Here is a 20065-nt window from a genome sequence, read left to right on the forward strand (position 1 = left end):
ATGCGTCTATACATTGCCGAAAAACCAAGCCTCGGCCGCGCCATTGCCGCTGCTCTTCCCGGCCCAATGCAACAGGGCACCGGCTGGATACGGTGCGGCACAGGTGCCGAGGCCAGCACCGTCAGCTGGTGCATCGGTCACTTGCTGGAGCCGGCGGAACCCGGCCATTACGATCCCCGCTGGAAGCACTGGAGCCTGGCCGATCTGCCGATGCTGCCCGAGCGTTGGGATCTGGTGCCCAAAACCAGCGTCAAAAAACAGCTCCAGATTCTGGGGTCACTGATCCGCAAGGCCACTTTGATTGTTCACGCCGGCGACCCGGACCGGGAAGGCCAGTTACTGGTGGACGAGGTGATCCGCCATTTCAGCGCGTCCTGCCCGGTGCAGCGCGTGCTGATCAACGACCTGACGCCCAAAGCGGTGGCCCAGGCCCTCCATCGGCCCCGCGACAACGCAGAATTCCAGCGGCTGTCGGATTCCGCACTGGCCCGGCAACGGGCGGACTGGCTGTACGGCCTTAACCTGACGCGCTATTACACCCTGATGTATCGCCAACAGGGTGCGGACGGGGTCTACTCGGTGGGCCGGGTACAAACACCGGTGCTGGGGCTGGTGGTGCAGCGTGATGAGAACATCGCGGCGTTCACCCCCCGGGCCTACTACCCTGTCATTGCGCAGGTCTGGGAGGTTGAGCACGGCAGCCCGGAGCAATGCTTCAGCGCTCGCTGGCAGGCGGACGAGCGCTACCGGCAGTATTTGGACGAAGAAGACCGGCTGACCGACCCGGCCATTGCCCGGCTGATCAGCAACGAGGTCAGCGGACGACCGGGCAAGGTCACCGAGGCCCGGTTTCGCGATCGCCGTGAAGCGCCGCCTTTGCCCCTGTCGTTGTCGGCCCTGCAGATCGAAGCAGGCCGCCTGTTTCGCATGGGCGCCAAGCAGGTGCTGGACACCGCCCAGAGCCTGTACGAAAAACACCAGCTGATCACCTACCCCCGCTCGGATTGCCGCTACCTGCCGGATGAACATTTCCAGCAGCGCGAGGCGGTGATCGCCGCCATTGGCCGGGTCAGCAGCCCGCTGGCGGCTGCGTGCGAGCACGTGAATCCAGAGTTGAAGTCCGCCGCCTGGAACAGCGCGCGGGTGGACGCCCACCACGGCATTATTCCCACCGCGCGCACCCGCCCCAGCGGCCCGCTCAACGACGCCGAAAGCAAAGTGTACAACCTGATCAGCCGGTTTTACCTGATGCAGTTCTGTACCGCCGCCATACATCGCGAAGGCCGGCTGACGGTGGCCATCGGCGAGCACCAATTCCGGGCCTCCGAAACGGCCATTGCCGAACCCGGCTGGAAGACGCTGGAACTGCGTCAGCGCGACCAGCGCAAAGACACCGCCAGGGCGCCCCTGCCCCGTCTGCAGATCGATGCCCCTGTGCTGTGCGAAAGCGCGCAGGTGCAGGAACGAACCACCAAACCACCGCAACACTTTACCGACGCCACCCTGCTGGCGGCCATGACCAACATCGCGCGGTTTGTCAGCGACGCCGAATTGCGCAAAACACTGCGGGACACCGACGGCCTCGGCACCGAGGCCACCCGCGCCAACATCATCGAATTGCTGTTCAAGCGTGATTACCTGTATCGGGACGCCCGCTACATTCGCGCCACGGAAAAAGGCCACTCACTGATCAATGCCCTGCCGGACAGCATCCGCCAGCCCGACATCACCGCCATCTGGGAAGCCACTCTGGAATCCATCTGCCAGGGCAGTGGCGATCCGCACGCCTTTATTCACGACATTCAGCGGCAGGTGTCCGGGTTCATCACTGTCCCGCAGGCACCCCCCACCCGGCAGCCAGAGACAGGCCTGCCGCCCGCCGTCCACTGCCCCAAGTGCCGCGCCCCCATGCGTAAACGGGACGGCAAATTTGGCGAGTTTTTTGCCTGCACCCGCTTTCCCGACTGCAACGGCACCCGCCCCGTTGACACAGGGTTGCCGCAGGATGGCACCAGCCAGAAGCCCATCCCCTGCCCCCACTGCTTTTCCCCTCTGGTTCGGAGAAAAGGCAAAAAGGGCTGGTTCTGGGGGTGCAGTGCCTATCCGGGCTGCCGCCATACCGCAGACGACAACAACGGCCAGCCGGTGCTGGCTGCGCGCAAGCCGTAGACCTCAAGCCCCCGGGGCGCCGATTTGTAGTATGTTTACGCAACACTACACAATGACACTGATCGGGTGTCGATGTTTTGACACAATGACCGTAATGAATTCATGGAGTACACAGGATGCATATTGCGTTGCTGGAAGACGAGCAGGAACAGGCCCAGCATATTCAGGCAATGCTGACAGAGCGCGATTATCAGTGCGACGCCTTCCCGAACGGGGAAACTTTTATCAGTGCGGTCCTGCATGGCAGCTACGATTTGTTGATTCTGGACTGGCAGATTCCGGACATGACCGGCATCGACGTACTCAAGGCGGTTCGCGCCCGGCTGGACTGGCCCGTACCCATCATATTTCTGACCCAGCGGGACAGCGAGGAAGACATAGTGCGCGCGCTGGACGCGGGGGCCGATGACTACCTGGTCAAACCGGCCCGTCCTGCCGAGCTGCCCGCACGCATCAGCGCTCTGGCCCGGCGGGTCAACCCGGACAACGCCCAGCAAATCCTGGTGTTCGGTCCTTTTGTGATTGACACTCAGGCACGCTCTATCAGCCTCCACGGCGAACCGCTGACGCTCACCGACAAGGATTTCGACCTCGCCCTGTTTCTGTTCCAGAACCAAGGACGCCTGCTGAGTCGGGATGTCCTGTTGCAGCGGGTCTGGGGGTTTACCCGTGACATCAACACCCGCACCGTGGATACCCACATGAGTCGCCTGCGCCGCCGCCTCGGGCTCAACCCGGACAACGGTTTTCGGATTAAAACCATTTACCAGCGCGGCTACCGTTTGGAAACCACGAACACCGTGGCCGCCAACGGTATTGCTCACCTCGCCGAACTTGCCTGATATGTCCACCGTGTATCCCTTGTCCCGGTCTGCACGGGTCCGCAGGATTGTTGCCCCCCTGGCGGTGCTCGGTTCGCTGCTGACGTTGCCGGTGCAGGCCGCGTTGCCCGTCGCGCAAGGCTCCCAGTTCCATGCGTCCGGTGCAGGCACAGGCCTGAGCGGCTCTCAGACGTCCGACTGGACCTATACCGTCGGAGCCGACGAGCAACTGGAAGATATTGCCGCCTCCTTGCTCGCGAAACAGTACACCAGCCAACAACTGCGCACCTACAACCGCCTGTCCACCGAGACGGCGCTGACCAAAGGCGACGCGCTGCGCATACCGCGTGCGTGGCTGAAGCGCCGCCCCGGGCCAGCGCGGGCCCAAGGTGTGGACGGCCGGGCCCAGCTTATTTCCGGTGCCACCGGGCGCGTCCGGCCATTGATTGAGAATCAACTGATCCGCGCCGGTGACGAGGTGGTCTCCCATGCAGGCTCCACCACCATCGTCCTCGCAGACAATTCCACCCTGCGCCTGGGCCCCGACACCCGTCTGACATTCAACCGCCTGACCCAATTTGGCAAGCAGGGCATGATAGATACCCGCCTGCGCCTCCAGCAGGGCAGCCTGCAAACCACCGTTCAGCCATTGGAGGAAGATGGCTCCCGCTTTGAAATCGAAACCCCGTCGGCCCTCGCCAGCGTGCGCGGTACGGCTTTTACCCTGCAAACCGAGCCGGGCGTTACCCGGGTGCAGGTGACCGACGGTCTGGTGGCGTTCGGAACCCCCGGCAAGCTGCACCATATTCCGGCCGGCTACAGTGCCACCATTGATAACCGCTCCCCCGGCGACCTGCGTATCTACCAACGCCCGCCGGCACCTGCGCTCGCCGTTCCGACTGCGCCGGTAACCTCTTTGCCCCTGACCCTCAAGTGGGCTCACGAGGGTGCCGACCGTTACCAGCTGGACCTCTTCGCCGGTCCCCATGGGCGCTGGCTGCGCAGCGAAACCGTGCCGGCCGACCGTTTCACATTAACGCAGCTGAGCAACGGCCAGTACCAGGTTGAGGTGGCCGCTTTGAGCCATGCCGGTGTCACCGGTATGCCCGCCACCGCCTCGTTCGAGGTGGAACTGCTGGCCAAGGGCGCGCAATTGCTGTCACCCGAAGACGACGCCAGCACCGACGACGACCGGCCCACATTCTCCTGGCGCTTCCGGGGCAACAACGAAGTGGCGCGAGTAGAGATTGCCGACGGACCGGATTTCGACAACCTGCTGGCCACCAGTGCATGGGCCACCACCACCTCCGCCCGGCCCACCACCGCCCTGCGGCCGGGGCAGTATTACTGGCGGGTGGCCACCGAAGCGGGCGGCACCTCCGCCGCCAGCAGCGCCACCCGGACCCTGCTGGTCAACGGCAGCTTGCCACCCACCCGGATCACCGACGTCAAATACAGCGAGAGCCAGGTGCGAATCTACTGGGAAGAAGTCGATACGACCTCAGAATACTTGATTCAGTTGTCAGAAGACCCTAAATTCGCACGCGTCGTCAGACAGGCAACGGTGACCAACACCACAGCCGCCTTGCGCCTGATCCCCGGAAGACGATACTTTGTGCGCGTCAAAGCAGTCTCAAACGGTCCCATTTCCAGTCGCTGGGGACCCGGCAGGGAGCTGTATATCGACTAATTAGCCATCAACCGAAAGCAAAACCATACTCATGACGAGGGATTGGAAGCCAAAACGTAACACTCGCCGGGTATTGGGTTTGTCACTGTTAATCACGCTGTTAGGGTGCGCCGTCGCCATCGCGGTCTTGGTTGCCGGTGCCGCTGCCCTGCAGCTGATTGGCGCCATCTGGCTCGTCGTCTCGCTGGCGCTGCTGATGCCCTGCCTTGGGTTTCCGCTGTGGTACGCCTGGCGCACAGCACAGACCCAGCGGTTCCTCCGCCGGCAACTGGACCAGCTGGACCAAAGCCCCCACATCAACCTGCCGGAGGTGACCCAGCGTCGCCCCGAAAGCATTCTCGAACACCTCCGCCAGTTGCTGAGACCGCACGGCTGGTATCTGTCCCGTGATGGCCAGCTGCTGGCGTCCTGCAAGCTGGACAGCGCCGACGTTCCCCACCTGCACGCCCCCGAGACCTGGCTCCATGACGGCAACCAGAGCTGGGTTCAGCTGACGCGGGGTAACCACCGCTATGTACTGGGCCTGGTGCTAGGCAACGATCTGCACTGCGCCGCCTACCAGCATTACCTGCAGCGACTGCAAATACAGGCTCACTCCGCCGACCCTCGCCCCACCGTTGCCCGCCAACACCTGTGCACTGATATCGAACGGGTGCGGCTGGCAACAGAACGCATGGGCAGCATGCAGCAGTTTACCTACCGCAGTTTCGAGCACATGCCGGATGGCATCATTGTCACCGACGCACTCGGCATTATTCAGTTCGCCAACGGGCACATCGAGACCTGGTTCAACGAGCCGCGCATCAGTCTCATTGGCATGCCTTTGTTGCGCCTGCTGCAGGGCCACGACCCCCGGGAAATCCCACCGTGGCAGGAGACCGTCGCCGAAACTTTGACTCTGGGCCAGAGCCACACCGTTGATTTGCATATCCGCGGCAAGGATTACCTGATCCATTTAGCGCCCTTCGTCCCCAGAGGCGACGATCAGAAAGGCCTCATTGCCAACATTTCCGATATCACACAGCTGCGGGAACAGCAGCGCCAACACCGGGAAACCATCGATTTCATCTCCCACGATGTGCGCTCGCCACTGGTCTCACAACTTGCCCTGATCGAGCAGATGAAGCGCACCCCGGGCACGGTTCAGCCCGAACAGCTGGAGCAGCTGGGCAAACTGGCGCGACGCAGCTATCAACTGGCGGAGGAGTTCGTCCAACTGGCAAGGGCCGAACAACTCACTGAAACCCGCTTCTACGAATGCGAGTTGCTGGAAATTGCCGAAAATGCGCGGGACAGCGTGGTCGAGCAGGCCTCCGAGCGGGGGCTCACCCTGAATCTGCAAGGCTGCGAAAATCTTTGGCTGCGAGGCAACGCCGAACTGCTGGAGCGCGCCGTCATCAACCTGATCACCAACGCCGTGCAGTACAGTGCGCCCGGCACCACGGTCACCGTTCAGGTTTTCCGAGCGGGTTATCAGGCGTGCCTCACGGTGTCCGACGAAGGCAACGGCATCGCTGAAAACGAGCTCCCCTTCCTGTTCGAGCGCTACCGGCGGCAGAAGAGCAGCGAGCTCTCCGGCAGCCACGGCGCCGGACTGGGGCTGTCGTTCGTGAAAGTGGTGGTGGAAAAGCACCGGGGGGACATCGACGTGACCAGCCAGTTGGGCGAGGGCTCGGTATTCACCATCAAGCTGCCCATCGCCGACCTGCCGCCCGGCTGATGGTTAAATCCGCTTGCTGACAACGGCCGAGGGTGCGCTCATCAACCCATCCGCGTCCACCGCCTGGACCGTAAAGAACCATTCGCCTTTGGCGAGGTTGGCGACCCGGTAACTCATCTGTACGTTGGGGTTATCATTGGGCAGGACGATTTGCTGATCGAGATCATTCGAGTCGCGGCCGTAGCGAATGACATAACTGCCAAGGGCGTAGGGGTCGATAAACTCACCATTGACCCGTTGGGACGGCGCTTCCCAGGACAGCAACGCGGAGTAATCCGCGTCCACGGCGTCAGAGTCGGCACCCGCTATACCCGCGCCGCCGGGGGTCACCACCTTGTCTGGCACGGTGGTGGTTTCGGACCCGCCGTCGCCGCAGCCAGCGAGCCCGACCGCCAGAACACCGGCAAGCACAAGCCGGCAGAACAATTTATTGACTCTAAACAGCATTAAAAACACCAGTATTTCGTCGATTTGGCGCAATCCTATAGAAAGCCGCGCAAAACTGATGTTTAAAATGACTCCAAAAAGGTTAATAAGCGTCGTATTTTCGTCACAGTTTGTATACCCGCGTTTGTGGACACAGCGCAAAAACCGACGCCCGAATTTGTTTACGTTAACGTCAACTTGAATTAGTATTGATTAAAAAAGGACCACGCCATGGCGCCAAAGACCACGTTCAGTATCAGCGAACTCTCCAAAGAGTTTGATGTCACCACCCGCAGCATCCGCTTTTACGAAGATCAGGGATTACTGAAACCCTCCCGGCGGGGGCAGACTCGGGTTTTCAGCACCAAAGACCGGGTCCGCCTGAAACTGATTCTCCGGGGCAAGCGCATGGGCTTCTCGCTGGCGGAGTCCAAAGAGCTGTTTGATCTGTGGGACGAAACCCCCACCGGTAGCGAAAAACAGCTTAAGAAAATGCTGACCATACTGGCCGACAAACGGGCTTACCTTGAGCAACAAAAAGACGACATTGCCATGGCGGAAATGGAAATCGACACCGCGGAATCCCGGTGTCGGGCCGCCCTCGCCGAGCTGCAAAACAAACCAGCAGTAACGGACTCCGACGGATGAGCCACCGCTTCACGCACACAGGTTAACCGCTCGCACCCGGGCCGGACCCTGCAACCGAAAGGACCTGACATGACCAAGAACAACAACCCAGTCGCTCTGGACCTCCCCATCCCCCAACTGGAAGACCTGCCCGAGGATGTGCGGAAGTACTTTGATATCTGCATGGAAAAACTGGGCATGATTCCCAACGTGCTCACCGCCTACAGCCAGAACCTGCAACAGCTGGACGGCTTCACCCGCCTTTACAATGAACTGATGCTGGGGGACAGCGAACTCACCAAGCTGGAACGGGAAATGATTGCAGTGGTGGTGTCGTCAGAAAACAAGTGCTTCTACTGCCTGGTTGCCCACGGCGCGGCCGTGCGCGTGCTGAGCGGTGATCCCGCTCTGGGTGAGCATCTGGTGATGAATTACCGGTCTGCTAAACTGGATAAACGCCAGCGTGCCATGCTGGATTTCGCCTCTCACCTTACCTGCTCTCCCGCAACCGTGGCGGACGATCAGGTGCAGGCACTGCGGGATGCCGGCTTCAGCGATCGAGGAATCTGGGATCTGAGCAACGTCATCGGTTTCTACAACATGTCGAACCGCGTGGCGATTGCCAGCGACATGCAGCCAAACCCTGAGTATCACCGCCAGAGCCGATAAGCGTTCCGGCGCCGCTCAGACTTCCCCCACAACAACCAGCCAGAGGCAGATTAATGAGCCAGACTCTTCCAAGCTACACCAGCGGTACCTCCACCACCCCCCTGCTGGGCATGACCATCGGCGACATGCTCGATCGCACCGCCGCCCGCTACCCCGACACCGAAGCCCTGGTGTGTCTGCATCAGGATATCCGCTGGACCTACCAGGAGTTTCTGGCCAAGGTCAACGAAGCGGCCCGGGCCTTTCTCACAATTGGCGTTAAACGGGGAGATCGCGTGGGCATCTGGGCGCCCAACCGCTATGAGTGGACGGTGACTCAATTTGCCACCGCCAAGGTCGGCGCCATTCTGGTTAATATCAACCCGGCCTATGGGCTGCATGAACTTGCGTACGCCATGAACCTGGCGGGCATAAGCGTCCTGGTCACCGCCGACCGGTTTAAAGCGTCCGATTATCGCAACACTCTGTATGAGCTGGCCCCCGAACTCAAAACCGCCACCCCGGGCGAGCTCAAGGCCCAGCGCGTGGCCGAGCTGCGCGCGGTGATCAACCTGGATACCGAGCGACACGCCGGCATGTGGAGCTGGGCCGAGTTCATTGGTTTTGCGGATCAGGTTAGCGAAGACACCCTGCACAAGACGCAGAGTCAGCTGCAATTCGACGACCCCATCAACATCCAGTTCACCTCGGGCACCACCGGCAACCCCAAAGGAGCCACCCTCACCCACCACAACATTCTGAACAACGGCTTCTTTGTGGGCGAAAGCCAGACCTTGACGGAGCACGACCGGCTGGTTATTCCGGTGCCGTTGTACCACTGCTTCGGCATGGTGATGGGCAATCTGGGCTGCATCACCCACGGCTCCACCATGATCTACCCCGGGGAAAGTTTTGAGCCCCAAGCGGTGCTACAGGCGGTGCATCAGGAGAAGGCCACCGCACTCTACGGAGTACCCACCATGTTCATCGCCGAACTGGCGGTGCCGGAGTTTGACTCCTACGACCTGTCCACCCTGCGCACCGGTATCATGGCGGGCTCCATCTGCCCCGCGGAGGTGATGAAACAGGTCAACAGCAAGATGAACATGAACGAAGTGCAGATCGCCTACGGCATGACCGAAACCAGTCCGGTGTCCACCCAGACCAGCGCCAGCGATCCGTTCGACAAACGGGTCACCACGGTGGGTCGCACCCAGCCGCATCTGGAGACCAAAATTGTCGACCCGGGCACCGGCAACGTCCTGCCCCGGGGCGAAGTGGGTGAACTGTGCACCCGGGGTTACAGCGTGATGCTTAAATACTGGAACGATGAAGAGCAAACCCGCGAAGCCATTGATCCGTCGGGCTGGATGCACACCGGGGATCTGGCCGTGATGGACGATGAGGGTTATATCCAGATCGTCGGTCGCATCAAGGACATGGTGATTCGGGGCGGCGAGAACATTTACCCGAAAGAAATCGAGGAGTTTCTGTACACCCATCCGTCCATCGAGGAAGTTCAGGTCACCGGCATACCCGATGAGAAGTACGGTGAGGAGCTGATCGCCTGGGTCAAACTGCGTCCCGGTGCTGAGCCGGTGGACGCCGACGGGCTGATCGCCTTCTGCAAGGGCAAAATTGCCCACTTCAAGATTCCCCGCAACTACAAGTTCGTGGAGGAATTCCCGATGACGGTGACCGGCAAGATCCAGAAATTCAAAATGCGGGAAATCTCCATTGAGGAATTAGGCTTGAAGTAACCACCCGAACAAAAAAAGACCCCGGCACAGCCGGGGTCTTTTTTTAGGGCCTGGGTTGCTAGCCCATATTCTTCCTCACAAACTTCTGCACCTCGCCCACAATACCGCCCCGGAACGCCAGCACGGTGACCACAAAGATGACACCGAGAATGGGGTCCACCCAGTCTCTGAGCGGCCCCTGAGCCAGCTGATACTCGATGTTAACCACAAACATGGCGCCCACCACCGGCCCCAGCAAGGTCCCCATACCGCCTACCAGTGTCATCAGGATGACCTCACCGGACATGTGCCAGTGGGCATCGTTCAGGGATGCCAGCTCGAACACCACCGATTTCATCGAACCGGCCAGACCGGCAAGTGCTGCAGAGATCACAAAAGCCAGAATTTTGTAGCGGTCCACCTTATAGCCCAGGGACACGGCCCGGGGTTCGTTCTGCTTGATGGCCTTCAACACCTGACCATAGGGGCTGCTGATAATCCGCTGCACCAGCAGGTAGCAGCCGAGAAAGACCGCCAGCACGAAGTAATACATGTTCAGGTTGTTTTCCAGATCGATCACGCCCAGCAATGTTCCTCTGGGTATGCCGTGCAGGCCATCCTCACCGCCGGTAAATTCGGATTGCACGAAAAAGAAGAACACTAACTGGGCCAGCGCCAGGGTCACCATGGCGAAATAAATGCCCTGGCGGCGAATGGCGAGCAGCGCAAACCCCAACCCGAGCGCAGTTGCCACCAGGGTTCCCGCAATAATGCCCATCTCCGTGGTGAGACCGCTGTAATTACTGAGCAGGTAACCCGTGGTGTAACCGCCGGTCGCCAGAAACGCTGCGTGGCCGAACGACAGCAAGCCGGTGAACCCGAACAGCAGGTTGAAGGCCACCGCAAACAGCGCGAAGCACAGGATTTTCATCAGAAACACGGGGTATATCGCAAAGGGTGCCAGCAGCAACAGCACCAGCAGCACCGTGTTGAGGATCAGTTTTCTGCGATCCTCACTTTTTTGTTGCGCCAGGATGGTTTTCTGGATATCGGACTGACTCATGATTACGCCTCCTTACCGAACAGGCCACTGGGTCGGATCATCAGCACCACCACCATGACCAGGAAGATCACCGCCGATGAGGCCGGCGGGTAGAACGTTTTGGTCAGTCCTTCCACGACGCCCATGAATATTCCGGTGATAATGGCCCCGCCGATGGAGCCCATACCACCAATAACCACCACCGCAAACACCACAATCAGGATGTGGGATCCCATGACCGGGGTGACCGAGTAAATGGGCGCGGCCAACACCCCGGCAAACGCCGCCAGCATGACCCCGAACCCGTAGGTGAGGCTGACCAGCAACGGCACGTTGATCCCGAAGCCCTGCATCAGCTGGGAGTCTTCGGTTCCGGCGCGCAAATAGGCGCCCAGCTTGGTTTTCTCAATCATGTACCAGGTGCCGAAACACACCAGCAGCGCCACCACAATGACCCAGGCCCGGTAGTAAGGCATGAACATGAAGCCGAGATTGACGCCCCCCTTGAACACATCCGGCATGACATACCGGAGACCGGAAACCCCGTAAATGTTGGTGAGCACCCCCTGGATGATCAGCGCCACCCCGAAGGTCAGCAGCAGGCTGTAAATGTGGTCCTGCCCGGCAATGCGGCGCAACAGAAAATACTCAATGAGCATCCCCGCGATGCCCACCAGTACCGGGGCGAGAAACAGCGCCACCCAGTAGTTGATGCCGAGGGCGTCGAACATGATGACCGTGATCATGGCACCGAGCATGTACATGGCGCCGTGGGCAAAATTGATTATTTTTAGCAGGCCGAAGATCACCGCCAGCCCGAGACTCAACAGCGCATAAAACGCACCGTTGATCACTCCGATCAGCAGCTGGCCGGACAACACTGCCATGGGGACGCCGAAAATCATGGTCATGTCTTTAACTCCAAATACAGCACGGACGTGCACTCAGATGATGACTTGGTGCAGCAGGAGCGCACCGGCCAGCACCGGCGGCTCCCGCGCCCGCGCTTCAGTTGTTGCTGACCAGCTTGCACTTGCTGTCTGAGAGCGGACGGAAGGCCTCGTCCGCCGGGATGGTGCGCAGAATCTTGTACAGATCCCATTCGCTGGTCGACTCTTCCGGTGTTTTGACCTGCGCCAGATACATGTCGTGCACCATGCGGCCGTCCTCACGAATGCGGCCATTCTTGGCGAACATGTCGTTGATGGGCGTGTCCATCATGTGCTTGCGCACCACCTGGGCGTCGTCGGAACCCGTTGCCTCGATCGCTTTCAGGTAATGCATGGTGCTGGAGTACACACCGGCATGCACCATGGTGGGCCGAACGCCGGTTTCTTCCATGAACCGGTCAGCCCACGCACGGGCCTCTTCGTTCATGTCCCAGTACCAGCCGGTGGTCAGCTGGATCCCCTGAGCGGTCTCTGCCCCCAAAGCGTGCACATCGGTCAAAAACAGCAGCAACGCGGCCAGCGTCTGGCCCGACTGGGTTAACCCGAATTCCGAGGCGGTGGTGATGGCGTTGGTGGTGTCCGCACCGGCGTTTGCCAGGGCGACCACGTCGGCACCGGAAGCCTGCGCCTGCAGGATGAAGGATGAGAAGTCCGGGGTCGGGAACGGATGGCGGATGGTGTCGATCACTTCACCGCCGTTGGCTTCCACCATGCGGGTGACGTCCGCCTCCAGGGAGTGCCCGAACGCGTAATCCGCGGTCAGGATGTACCAGGACTTGCCACCTTCCTTGACGATCGCCGTGGGCGTGCCGACCGACAGGGGGTAAGTGTCGTAGGTGTAGTGAATGTGGTTGGCGGTACAGTGCTCGTTGGTGATACTGGATGCGGCGGAGCCATTCACCAGGCCCAGCTTGCCGTTCTCCTCGATGACCTTGGTGGCCGCAATGGTGACCGAGGAAGCCACCAGACCGGCCACCATATCGACCTTATCGTTTTCTATCCAGCGGCGGACGGTGCTGGACGCAACATCCGGACTGTTGCGGTCATCGGCGGTGAAAATTTCGATGGGGGCATCGTTCACGGTACCGCCGAAATCGGCGACCGCCATTTCGAGGGCCTTGAGCCCGTTAGGGCCGGCCAGATCGCGATAGGTGCCCGACATGTCGGCCAGATAACCGATTTTGACGGCATTGTCGCTGATTTCGGCTTGGGCGCCCCCTACCAGCAGGGCTGAGGCAACGGCTGAGGTGAGGATTTTTTTCATCATTGTCATTCTTCGTTCTCCGGAACTTTGTTGCGTTGTTGTAGTTTTTGTTGCTATCCAGAATCAAACGCCCAAATAGCCGTCCAGCACCGACTGTTTAGCCTGCAGCTCATTGGCACTGACTTCTTCCACAATCCGGCCATGCTCAACCACGTAATGTCGGTCGGCCAATGGCGCGGCAAAATGGAAATTCTGCTCCACCAAGATAATGGTAAGCCCCTGTTTTTTAAGCGCTACCAGGACTTCACCCAGTTTTTCGACGATCACCGGAGCCAGCCCCTCGGTAATTTCATCCAGCAGCAGCATGTTGGCACCGGTGCGCAGGATGCGCGCCAGCGCCAGCATTTGTTGTTCGCCCCCCGACAACTTGGTGCCCTGACTGAAGCGGCGCTCGTACAGATTGGGGAACATGGTGTAGATTTCTTCCAGGCTCATGCCACCGCTGCGCACCACCGGCGGCAACATCAGATTTTCCTGCACGCTGAGCGACGAAAAAATGCCCCGGTGCTCCGGACAATACCCGACCCCCAGCCTGGCGATGTTGTGAGGGGCGCGGTCCATGGTCTCCTCGCCGTTGATCATGATGGATCCGGTACGCCGGCCCACCATGTTCATGATCGCTTTGAGGGTGGTGCTCCGCCCGGCGCCATTCCGCCCGAGCAGGGTCACCAGTTCGCCGCGTTTCACCACCAGCTCGATGCCATGCAGAATATGGGATTCGCCATAAAACGCGTGGAGCGCTGAGATACGCAGTTGTTCGTTTTGCTTTGCCGTGACGTAACTCATTGTGGGGCCCCTTGCTCTGTAACCGCGCCCCGCTCTCCACTCGAACCGGTTCCCATGTACACCTCCCGCACCCGTGGATCGTTGGACACGGCGCTGTAATCGCCCTCGGTCAGCACAGCCCCTTGCGCCAATACCGTAATTCGGTCGCACAACTTGGAGACCACGCTCAGGTTATGCTCCACCATCAGCACCGTGCGTCCCTGGGCGGCCTTGCGCACCAGTTCCACCACCCGGTCCACGTCTTCGGTGCCCATGCCCTGAGTCGGTTCATCGAGGAGCAGAATTTCCGGCTCCATCGCCAGCGTGGTGGCCAGTTCCAGCGCGCGCTTGCGCCCGTAGGCCAGTTCCACGGTGGTGGTGTTGGCGAAGTCGGTCAGCCCCACCGAGTCCAGCAGCGCCATGGCGCGCTCATTGAGCCGGTTAAGGGTCGCGCCGGATTTCCAGAAGGCGAACGAGCTGCCTTCGTGGCTTTGCAGCGCCACCCGGATATTTTCCAGCGCGCTCATGTGGGGAAACACCGCCGAGATCTGAAACGAGCGCACCATGCCCTTTCGGGCAATGGCGGCGGATTTCATGGCGGTAATGTCTTCGCCTTTGAAGAGTATCTGCCCCCGCGTGGGGATGAGGAACTTGGTGAGCAGGTTGAATACGGTGGTCTTACCGGCCCCGTTGGGGCCGATCAGAGCATGGATATGGCCTTTCTGAATCTGCAGATTCACGTCGTCGACCGCAACGAAACCTTTGAACTCCTTCACCAGGTTTCGGGTCTCCAGCACGTATTGGTCACTCATGAGCCAATTTACCTTTTGTTATTGTTGTACGCATTATTCTGCCTACAGACTAAATTGACGTTGACGTTGACGTCAATATGTATTTCTCATTTATTTGCCGGTATTGAGTAAGTCATCGTGGAGTGGGCCACAGGCTCGTCCGAGCCTTCGGAATAGACAAACACCTCCCCCACCGCCATGGTACGCCCTACTTTCAGCATAGTTGCTCTCGCCCAGATTGGCGTATGGGCGGCCGGTTTGCGCAAAAAATTGATATTCAGGTTGGCGGTGACCGCCAGCGGCACCAAACCGATCCGGCTTAACAGGGCTGCGTAGACGGTGACGTCCGCCAGCCCCATCATCACCGGCCCGGATACGGTGCCACCGGGTCGCAGATGCCCGTCGTCCACGTCCAGCGCCATCTCCGCCCAACCGTCACCCAGTTTCCTCAAGCTGCCGTAGGCGGCCCCTTGAGGAAATTGCTCACGCAGAAACCGGTCCAACTCCTCCAAGGTGATTTTCATGAACTGGATTCATCCTTTGCCCGGTTACGCAGTACGAAACGCTGAATCTTGCCGCTGGGTGTTTTGGGCAGCTCATCGACAAATTCAATCTCACGGGGGAAGGCGTGGGTCGACAGCCGCCGGCGCACCAGCTCCTGCAACTCGTCCCGCAGCACCTGATCGTCCGCGGGCTGTTGATCCGCCTTGATCACCACGTAGGCCTTGATGATCGAGCCGCGTTTCTCATCAGGTTTGGCCACCACCCCCGATTCGGCCACTGCGGCGTGCTCCAGCAAGGTGCTTTCCACATCCGCCGGACCCACCCGGTAGCCGGCGGTGGTGATGATGTCGTCGTCACGGCCACTGAACGAGAAACTGCCATCGCCGTGGCACACCGCCATATCCCCGGTCAGGTAGTAACCCTTCACGAACGGATCTTTCTCGCCCCAGGTGTAGCCGTCAAAATGAAACAAGGGCGACGCCTTGACATCGACGGCAATCTGGCCGACTTCCCCCTCGCCCACCTCCTCATTTTTTTCGTTCAGCGCAACCACCTTGTGCCCCGGTGAGGAGTACCCCATGGAACCCTGGCGCTTGGGGTGCTCGAGGGCGTGGAAGTTGCAGCAGGTCATGCCGGTTTCGGTCTGCCCGTAATGATCCAGCACCGGGCAGAAATGGCGGTTCTGGATCCAGCTGACCACTTCCGGGTTCAAGGGCTCGCCGGCACTGCTGGCCACCCGCAGACCGAGGTTCTCCCCTGCCGGCAGCACCTGATCGTTGGCTTTGAGCAAACGGTAGGCCGTCGGGGCCGCCGCCAGATTGGTGATTTTATATTTGCGGATCATGTCGTAGGTGGATTCAGGGGTAAACGCCCCCGGGTTGAAATGGGTGGCATGCCCCATCAACAGCGGACCCACCACGGCGTAATACAGACCGTAGGCCCAGCCCGGATCCGCCACGTTCCAGAACACGTCGTCGTCCCGCAGGTCGATGGCGTATTTCATGTACACGTAGAACGCCAGCAACGCCCGGGCCGGCACCGCCACGCCCTTCGACTTGCCCACGGTGCCCGAGGTGAACATTTGCAAAAACGGCTCGGTGCCCTTGATCATCACCGGCTCAAACTCCGCTGGCTGCGCCTGCAGGGTCTCCTGAAAATCGGCGATGCCCGCACCCACCTGTGCGGCGTCGATGCACAGCACCGCCGGGCAGTCTTTTACCTCAGTGAGTTTGGGGTAATTGGCCGGATCGGTCACCACCAGCCTGGTGCTGGCACGCTCCAGCCGGTATTCGATCGCGCCCGACCCGAACGCGGTAAACAACGGTTGATACACGGCGCCGGCCCGCAAGGCTCCCGCAATGACCACCAGCAGTTCCGGGCCTCTGGGCAACAAGCCCGCCACCCGATCTCCCTTACCAATGCCCTGCGACGTCAGGTAGTTGGCAAACCGGGCGGCCTGTCGCTGCAGCTCGGCAAAGGTGAGCACACCGTCGCCGCCGTCGGTTGTTTCGTAATAGAGCGCCACGCGCTTGGGGTCGGTGGCCCACTTGTCGCAGATCTCATGACAGACGTTCAGGCCGCGTTCCAGACTGCCATCCAGGATGTCCGCTTCCAGCGCGGCAGGATCGAAGTTAGGGTAGACGTCAGAGTATTCCGGAAGGCTCATTTTCAACTCCTGCTCTTGTTATAGTTGAATGTACGGTTGAAGATTTAGCACAGGCTGCAAACAACGTATATAGAATCTTCGGGCGAATCGCCACGGCGAGAGGCCCGATTTGCGGCACAGTCTTACCGGCTTTTGCCAAAACCATTAACCATAACAACAGGAATTCACCCATGGCACAATGGCTGAAACGAGGCAGCACCGCGCAGGCGGTCCAGGCTGCAGACCGCAACGTCCGTGACACCGTCGAAAAAGTATTGGCCGACATCGAAGCCCGGGGCGATGCCGCCGTGCGCGAACTGGCGATCAAATTCGACCAGATGGAGCGGGACAGCTATCGCCTTGGCGAGGCGGAAATCGAGGCCTGCTACGCCCGGTTGTCCAAGCGCGACCTCGCCGACATCGAGTTCGCACAAGCCCAGGTGCGCAACTTTGCCGAGCACCAGCGCGCTGCCATTCAGGACATCGAGGTCGAGACGCTGCCCGGGGTGATTCTGGGCCATAAAAACATCCCGGTGAACGCCGCCGGCTGTTACGTTCCGGGCGGCAAATACCCGCTGCTGGCCTCCGCCCACATGTCGGTGATTACCGCCAAGGTGGCGGGCGTACCAAAAGTCATCACCTGCGCGCCGCCCTTCAACGGCAAGCCGGCCCACGCCATAGTCGCCGCCCAGCACATGGCGGGCGCCGACGAAATCTATTGCCTGGGTGGCATCCAGGCGATCGGCGCCATGGCCCTGGGCACCGAAACCATCACCCCGGTGGATATGCTGGTCGGGCCCGGCAACGCCTTCGTCGCCGAAGCCAAGCGGCAACTGTTTGGCCGGGTGGGTATCGACCTGTTTGCCGGTCCTACCGAGACCCTGGTGATTGCCGATGACAGTGTGGACGGAGAACTCTGCGCCACCGATCTGCTGGGGCAGGCCGAACACGGACCCGATTCCCCCGCGATCCTGCTGACCACCTCGGAGCATCTGGCCCGCGACACCCTGGCGCAGGTGGAACGCCTGCTGGGCATTCTCCCCACCGCCCCCATTGCCCGTCAGGCGTGGGACAGTTTTGGTGAAGTGATCGTCGCCGACAGCGACGAAGAAATGCTGCGCATTGCCGACGAACTTGCCTTTGAGCACGTGCAGGTCATGACCCGGGACCCGGACTGGTTCCTGCACCGCCTGCGTAACTACGGCGCCCTGTTTCTAGGCCCCCGCACCAACGTCGCCTACGGAGACAAGGCCATCGGCACCAACCACACCCTGCCCACCAAAAAGGCGGCGCGCTACACCGGCGGGCTCTGGGTGGGCAAATTCCTGAAAACCTGTACCTACCAGAAAGTAACCACCGATGAGGCCTCGGCGCATATTGGCGCCTACACCTCGCGATTGTGCGCGCTGGAAGGTTTCGCCGGCCACGGCGAGCAAGCCAACATCCGCGTACGTCGCTACGGTCAGCAAGACGTACCCTACGCGGGCATCGTTGAGTAACCCGCCCATCATCCGGGGGCACCCGCCAGCCCCCTGCTACACCAAGGAGACTGAATGAATCACGAACTGGACTCAATGACCCTGCCGACGTTTCAGCTGGACGGCAAAGTCGCCCTGATCACCGGCGCCGGGAGCGGCATCGGCGCAGGCATTGCGCTGGCGCTGAGCGCTGCGGGCGCCAGCCTGATATTGGTGGGGCGCTCCGCAAACACCTTGAGCGAGGTGGCCGAGTTGATCCGCAGCCGCGGCGGCGACGCCCGGGTGAGCGTGTGCGACGTAACCGACAGCGCCGCCATCCGGGCCCTGATCCAGGGGTTGCCACAACTGGACATACTGGTGAACAACGCCGGTACCAACTACCCGGAACCCATCCTCGAGGTGAGCGATGCGCACCTGGACGCCATGCTCGACCTGAACGTCCGGGCCTGCTTTGTGACCGCCCAGGCGGCGGTGGCCAAAATGCGCGCCAACGGGCCCGGCCAGGGCGGCGTGATCATCAACGTCTCTTCGCAGATGGGCCATGTGGGCGCGCCCGAGCGCACCGTGTACTGCATGACCAAGCACGCGGTCGAAGGGCTGACCAAAGCCATGGCGGTCGAACTGGCCGGCGACGGCATCCGGGTGAACACCCTCTGCCCCACGTTTGTCGATACCCCGTTGGTGCGCAACATCGTCGACACCCCCGAAAAAGAGGCCGCGCTGGTGGCCAATATCCCGCTGGGCGCCATGGCCCGGATCGAGGATGTGGTCGGGGCGGCCCTCTACCTCGCCAGCGATGCGGCGCGCATGGTGACCGGCACCTCACTGAAGGTGGACGGCGGCTGGACCGCCCAGTAACAGCGGAGCGTTACTGCGGTCGCGCCAACCAGGCGGCACCGCGTACCCCACTGGAATCCCCATGGACGGCCCGGACCACCGGCGTGGAGCACTCGCCGCCGAACACGTAGGCCGACAACCTGGGGGGCAAGTCCCGATAGAGTTGCCCGGCATTACTCAGCCCGCCCCCCAGCACAATGATGTCCGGGTCCAGCACATTGATCACCGCCGCCACACCGCGGGCCAGATGATCCAGATACTGCTTCAGGGTGGCACCCGCGTCCGGGTCCCCCTGCCGGGCCCGCTCGGCAATCTGCTCGGCGGACGTGCGCTCACCGTGCAGCAGCTGGTGCGTGCGCGACAATCCGGTCCCCGACAGAAAGGTTTCGTTGCAGCCATAGCGGCCACAAAAACAGGGGCGCTGCGCCAACTCCGCTTGCGGGGTCCAGGCCAGCGGGTTGTGGCCCCATTCGCCGGCCACGCCGTTCGGGCCGCTAAGCACCCGCCCCTGCACACTGATACCGGCCCCGCAGCCGGTCCCCAGAATGGCGGCGAATACCACGTGCCGGTTTTTACCGGCGCCATCGGTGGCCTCCGACAACGTTAGGCAATTGGCGTCGTTGGTGAGGGTGACCGGGCGTTGCAACAGTGCGCGCAAGTCATCCTGCATGGGTTGCCCGTTCAGCCAGGTGGAGTTGCCGTTCTTCACCCGCCCGGTAACCCCGGACACGCTGCCGGGGATGCCCACCCCCACCGGCAAACCGCTGACGCCGGCCCGGGCTTCGGCCGCCAGCACCAAGGTGCGTATGGTTTCCAGCGTGGCGCGGTAATCCCCCGCGGGGGTCGGCCGCCGTTGCCGGTAATGCTCGGTGCTGTGCCGGTCCATCAGCAAGACTTCGGTCTTGGTGCCCCCCAGATCCACCCCTATCAACCAGTCACTGTGCATGGA

At 61.0% G+C, this 20065-nt stretch carries 18 protein-coding genes; 9 read left to right on the forward strand and 9 right to left on the reverse strand.

Going from position 1 to position 20065, the window contains the following annotated elements:
- From BG841_RS00370 to BG841_RS00385, 4 genes are all read left to right on the forward strand, one after another.
- Entirely contained in the window at positions 1 to 2169 is a 2169-nt protein-coding gene (locus tag BG841_RS00370) for a DNA topoisomerase 3 (protein ID WP_070055850.1), read from the forward strand.
- A gap of 116 nt (positions 2170 to 2285) precedes the next feature.
- A complete protein-coding gene (locus BG841_RS00375) occupies positions 2286 to 3011 on the forward strand; it encodes a response regulator transcription factor (protein WP_070055851.1) in 726 nt (241 codons plus the stop codon).
- Position 3012: 1 nt separating this feature from the next.
- Positions 3013 to 4680, forward strand: coding sequence for a FecR domain-containing protein (locus BG841_RS00380; protein ID WP_070055852.1), 1668 nt, complete (start codon positions 3013 to 3015; stop codon positions 4678 to 4680).
- Between the two features lie 79 nt (positions 4681 to 4759).
- Positions 4760 to 6400 carry a sensor histidine kinase gene (locus BG841_RS00385; protein ID WP_070055853.1) on the forward strand — a complete coding sequence of 547 codons (1641 nt, stop codon included), beginning with the start codon at positions 4760 to 4762 and terminating at the stop codon, positions 6398 to 6400.
- A gap of 3 nt (positions 6401 to 6403) precedes the next feature.
- Here BG841_RS00385 and BG841_RS17205 read toward each other — a convergent pair whose 3' ends face one another.
- Positions 6404 to 6847: a fibronectin type III domain-containing protein gene (locus BG841_RS17205; protein WP_228141553.1), complete on the reverse strand. Its 444-nt coding sequence runs from the start codon at positions 6845 to 6847 to the stop codon at positions 6404 to 6406.
- A 210-nt stretch (positions 6848 to 7057) separates the two neighbouring features.
- Between BG841_RS17205 and BG841_RS00395 the strand changes: the two genes are divergently transcribed.
- The 3 genes from BG841_RS00395 to BG841_RS00405 all read left to right on the forward strand — a co-directional run bounded on the left by BG841_RS00395 (position 7058) and on the right by BG841_RS00405 (position 9861).
- Positions 7058 to 7474, forward strand: a complete 417-nt coding sequence (locus BG841_RS00395) for a MerR family transcriptional regulator (RefSeq protein WP_070055854.1) — start codon at positions 7058 to 7060, stop codon at positions 7472 to 7474.
- 69 nt (positions 7475 to 7543) lie between these two features.
- Positions 7544 to 8122 carry a peroxidase-related enzyme gene (locus tag BG841_RS00400; protein WP_070055855.1) on the forward strand — a complete coding sequence of 193 codons (579 nt, stop codon included), beginning with the start codon at positions 7544 to 7546 and terminating at the stop codon, positions 8120 to 8122.
- Positions 8123 to 8175: 53 nt separating this feature from the next.
- Positions 8176 to 9861, forward strand: coding sequence for an AMP-binding protein (locus tag BG841_RS00405; protein WP_074454263.1), 1686 nt, complete (start codon positions 8176 to 8178; stop codon positions 9859 to 9861).
- Between the two features lie 58 nt (positions 9862 to 9919).
- Here BG841_RS00405 and BG841_RS00410 read toward each other — a convergent pair whose 3' ends face one another.
- The 7 genes from BG841_RS00410 to BG841_RS00440 all read right to left on the reverse strand — a co-directional run bounded on the left by BG841_RS00410 (position 9920) and on the right by BG841_RS00440 (position 16822).
- A complete protein-coding gene (locus BG841_RS00410; protein WP_070055856.1) occupies positions 9920 to 10903 on the reverse strand; it encodes a branched-chain amino acid ABC transporter permease in 984 nt (327 codons plus the stop codon).
- Positions 10904 to 10905: 2 nt separating this feature from the next.
- Positions 10906 to 11793, reverse strand: a complete 888-nt coding sequence (locus BG841_RS00415) for a branched-chain amino acid ABC transporter permease (protein ID WP_070055857.1) — start codon at positions 11791 to 11793, stop codon at positions 10906 to 10908.
- 97 nt (positions 11794 to 11890) lie between these two features.
- The gene (locus tag BG841_RS00420) at positions 11891 to 13105 is read right to left on the reverse strand and encodes an ABC transporter substrate-binding protein (protein WP_070055858.1); all 1215 of its coding nucleotides are present in this window, start codon (positions 13103 to 13105) and stop codon (positions 11891 to 11893) included.
- A gap of 54 nt (positions 13106 to 13159) precedes the next feature.
- Positions 13160 to 13882, reverse strand: a complete 723-nt coding sequence (locus BG841_RS00425; protein ID WP_070055859.1) for an ABC transporter ATP-binding protein — start codon at positions 13880 to 13882, stop codon at positions 13160 to 13162.
- Entirely contained in the window at positions 13879 to 14673 is a 795-nt protein-coding gene (locus BG841_RS00430) for an ABC transporter ATP-binding protein (protein WP_070055860.1), read from the reverse strand. Before BG841_RS00430 ends, BG841_RS00425 begins: the two co-directional genes overlap by 4 nt.
- Positions 14674 to 14759: 86 nt before the next feature.
- Positions 14760 to 15176 (reverse strand): PaaI family thioesterase, encoded by a 417-nt coding sequence (locus tag BG841_RS00435; RefSeq protein ID WP_070055861.1) that lies wholly within the window; start codon positions 15174 to 15176, stop codon positions 14760 to 14762.
- Positions 15173 to 16822 (reverse strand): AMP-binding protein, encoded by a 1650-nt coding sequence (locus BG841_RS00440; protein ID WP_070055862.1) that lies wholly within the window; start codon positions 16820 to 16822, stop codon positions 15173 to 15175. Before BG841_RS00440 ends, BG841_RS00435 begins: the two co-directional genes overlap by 4 nt.
- 170 nt (positions 16823 to 16992) lie before the next feature.
- Here BG841_RS00440 and hisD point away from each other — a divergent pair, with 170 nt between their 5' ends.
- Complete coding sequence (gene hisD, locus BG841_RS00445) at positions 16993 to 18300, forward strand: histidinol dehydrogenase (protein ID WP_070055863.1); 1308 nt, start codon at positions 16993 to 16995, stop codon at positions 18298 to 18300.
- A 54-nt stretch (positions 18301 to 18354) separates the two neighbouring features.
- Positions 18355 to 19137: an SDR family NAD(P)-dependent oxidoreductase gene (locus tag BG841_RS00450; RefSeq protein ID WP_198929141.1), complete on the forward strand. Its 783-nt coding sequence runs from the start codon at positions 18355 to 18357 to the stop codon at positions 19135 to 19137.
- A gap of 10 nt (positions 19138 to 19147) precedes the next feature.
- On the opposite strand, the gene BG841_RS00455 is transcribed toward BG841_RS00450, so the two are convergent.
- Positions 19148 to 20062, reverse strand: a complete 915-nt coding sequence (locus BG841_RS00455; RefSeq protein WP_070055864.1) for an ROK family protein — start codon at positions 20060 to 20062, stop codon at positions 19148 to 19150.
- Positions 20063 to 20065 lie beyond the last annotated feature (3 nt).

The sequence above is a fragment of the Marinobacter sp. X15-166B genome (genome assembly GCF_001752365.1).
GTDB lineage: Bacteria > Pseudomonadota > Gammaproteobacteria > Pseudomonadales > Oleiphilaceae > Marinobacter.